Origin of the sequence: Neptuniibacter sp., from assembly GCF_024231755.1 — a bacterium.
Lineage (GTDB): Bacteria > Pseudomonadota > Gammaproteobacteria > Pseudomonadales > Balneatricaceae > Neptuniibacter.
Window position 1 is genome coordinate 1 of record NZ_JAAEQH010000035.1, and the last position, 2,955, is coordinate 2,955.

A 2,955-nucleotide genomic window follows, 5' to 3' on the forward strand; every position below is an offset into this window, starting at 1 on the left:
AAGAAGAGTCTTTTACGTAAACGCGCTGAACCGCAAATTGTGGTCCCTGTTCTTCCTGGCTTGCAGTGTTCTGTTCGTTCTCAGACATGATAGATCCTTAGAATTATTTGTATTAGCTGGCGTTGAGTAACTCATCCAGTTGGCCCTGACGTTCCAGAGCAAACATATCATCACAGCCGCCTATAGGTGTTTCATCAATAAAAATTTGTGGCACGGTATGACCACCGCTGAGGCGGGTCATCTCCTGACGTTTTTCAGGATCTCCGTCCACGGGTATCTCTGTATATTCAACCTGCTTGTGGTCTAGCAGCATCTTGGCTCTGATGCAGAAAGGGCACCAGCGGGTTGTATAAATAGTAACTTCAGCCATTAGGATTTTACGATTGGTAAGCTCTGGCCTTTCCATTCCGTCATGCCGCCGGACAGTCGAACAGCATTTTCAAAACCTTCAGCTTTTAGTTTACGTGTCGCAGTGCTTGCGGCCTGACCCAAATTACAAACGACAATAATCGGACGTTGTTTGAATTTAGTCAGCTCATCCATTCTGCGGTCAAGGTCAGATAGAGGGATATGCTTAGCGTTAGTAATGTGGCCAGTAGTCCACTCTTTCTTCGGACGGATATCAACAACAATCGCATTTTCCTTATTGATCAGGCTGGTTGCCTGAGCAGGAGTCACGGCTTTGCCTGCTTTGCTGCGCTCAAACATGATAAACATAACCAGGGTCAGAACCCAGGCAGCAACCATAAAAGGGTGGTTGCCGATAAATTCGATATATTGGTCCATTAAGCAATCCAAATATAGGCCGTTGTAAGGCCGGTCAATAACAGCTGAGGTTGATCCTCTTTGAGGGGCATAAGTATACCTTGCGTTTTTTCACTGTATAAGGGGAAAAAGGTGCGAAAATGAGCAATTTGGTAGATTTCTTTGCTATGAACATGGCATTCGTTAGCCTTGTGGTTTCTTTCGCAGTAAAATTGTCCCCCATTTTAAATAGTGACAGCAGAATTCAGCAGATATGACAGCAAAACGCGCAACTAAAGCACTTATTATTCTGGATGGTTATGGGGTTGAAACTTCAGAATCTTCAGCAATTCAGGCGGCAAATACTCCTGTTTGGGATAAGTTACTTTCTGAAAACCCTAATGCACGTATCCAGACTTCTGGTATGGCGGTAGGTCTTCCTGATGGGCAGATGGGAAACTCAGAAGTTGGCCATATGAATATTGGTGCTGGTCGTGTGGTTTACCAGAACTTCACTCGCATCTCTAAAGCGATCGCAGATGGTGATTTCTTTGAGAATGAAGCTCTGGTTAAAGCGATGGATGCCGCAATCTCTGCTGATAAGGCCGTGCATATTTTAGGCTTGCTATCCCCGGGTGGCGTACACAGCCATGAAGAGCACATTTTTGCTCTGCTGGAGATGGCGGTTAAACGTGGTGCCAAGAAACTATTTGTTCACGCTATTCTTGATGGTCGTGATATGCCGCCACGTTCTGCTGAGCCATCTATTCAGCGAACAGAAGATAAGCTGGCTGAGCTGGGTGTGGGTGCTATCGCAACGGTTGCTGGTCGTTACTTCAGTATGGATCGTGATAATCGTTGGGATCGTGTACAGCTGGGTTACGATGCGATGACTGCTGGAACAGCACCTTGTACTGCGACGACTGCACTGCAGGCTTTGAATGAAGCTTATGCCCGTGATGAGAACGATGAATTTGTACAGGCAACGGTTATCGTTGATGCGCAGGACCAGGCTGTAGGCTCTGTAGCAGATGGCGATGCTCTGATTTGTGCTAATTTCCGTCCAGACCGTGCGCGAGAAATTACTCGTGCTTTCACCGAAGGTGCTGAGTTTTCTGGATTTGAACGCGCAGTTACACCGAAGTTGGCTAGCTATGTGATGATGACTCAGTATGCTTCTGATATTCAGGCTGAGTGTGCTTATCCTCCTCAAGCGATCAGCAATGATTTAGGGGAATATCTATCAGGCCTTGGTAAAACTCAGCTGCGTATTGCTGAAACTGAAAAGTATGCTCACGTGACTTTCTTCTTCAATGGAGGTCAGGAAGAGGTTTATGCAGGTGAAGACCGGATTCTTGTCCCATCACCGGATGTGGCTACCTATGACTTACAGCCAGAGATGAGTGCGCCAGAGGTAACTGAAAAGCTGGTGGGGGCTATCAAAAGTGGCAAGTATGACCTGATCGTATGTAATTATGCTAACGGTGATATGGTTGGCCATACGGGTAAGTTCGATGCTGCTGTCAAGGCTTGTGAAGTGGTAGATGAGAGTGTTCGTCAGGTGCTGGAAGCGCTTCGTGAAGTTGATGGTGAGGCATTGATCACGGCGGACCACGGCAATGTTGAGCTGATGGTTAACCCTGAAACAGGACAGCCACATACCTCTCACACTAATTGGCCAGTCGCTTTGATCTATGATGGCCCACGTAATGATAGTTTGAAGCTGAAAGATGGTGCGTTGTGTGATCTGGCTCCAACATTGTTGGATCTGATGCAGGTGGATAAGCCAGCGGAGATGAGTGGTAGTTCTTTGGCTACTTCCTAAAATGGCTTCTTAATGAATTAAGTGTTAAAAGGGATAAAGTTTTATCCCTTTTTTTATTTCTGACAGGCTGCAATGCTTAGATTTTCAAAGATTTTTTTCTGTTTTCTGTTGGTTTTGTCGTTGCCTTTAACGGCCGCTGATAAGCAGGTTATGACGGAGAAAGAACTCAAGCAGCTATCATCACGAATCTCTACTCTGCAGAAGAATATGCGCCAGCAGGAGGGTGAGTCTCGCCAACTCAGCAAGGCGCTGCGCCAGAGTGAAGTTAAAATTGGAAAGCTGGCAAAACAGATTCAGGCCTTAGATAAGCAGTTAAGTGGTTTGGGTAATCATGCTGAAAACCTGGAAGAGAAACGTGACGCTTTACGTAAGGAATTAAAAAAACG

The 2,955-nt window shown here is 46.0% G+C and carries 3 protein-coding genes and 1 pseudogene; 2 read left to right on the top strand and 2 right to left on the bottom strand.

The window, feature by feature from the left end; all coding sequences use genetic code 11:
• Positions 1 to 112: 112 nt before the first annotated feature.
• Together grxC and GY843_RS01085 are read right to left on the bottom strand one after the other, a co-directional pair.
• Positions 113 to 370 (bottom strand): glutaredoxin 3, encoded by a 258-nt coding sequence (gene grxC, locus GY843_RS01080; protein ID WP_297305871.1) that lies wholly within the window; start codon positions 368 to 370, stop codon positions 113 to 115.
• A complete protein-coding gene (locus tag GY843_RS01085; RefSeq protein ID WP_297305872.1) occupies positions 370 to 786 on the bottom strand; it encodes a rhodanese-like domain-containing protein in 417 nt (138 codons plus the stop codon). The genes grxC and GY843_RS01085 overlap by 1 nt, the downstream gene beginning before the upstream one ends.
• Before the next feature lie 232 nt (positions 787 to 1,018).
• Here GY843_RS01085 and gpmI point away from each other — a divergent pair, with 232 nt between their 5' ends.
• Positions 1,019 to 2,569: a 2,3-bisphosphoglycerate-independent phosphoglycerate mutase gene (gene gpmI / locus GY843_RS01090; RefSeq protein WP_297305873.1), complete on the top strand. Its 1,551-nt coding sequence runs from the start codon at positions 1,019 to 1,021 to the stop codon at positions 2,567 to 2,569.
• A 150-nt stretch (positions 2,570 to 2,719) separates the two neighbouring features.
• Positions 2,720 to 2,955 (top strand): annotated as a pseudogene (locus tag GY843_RS01095) (peptidase M23); the annotation flags it as partial.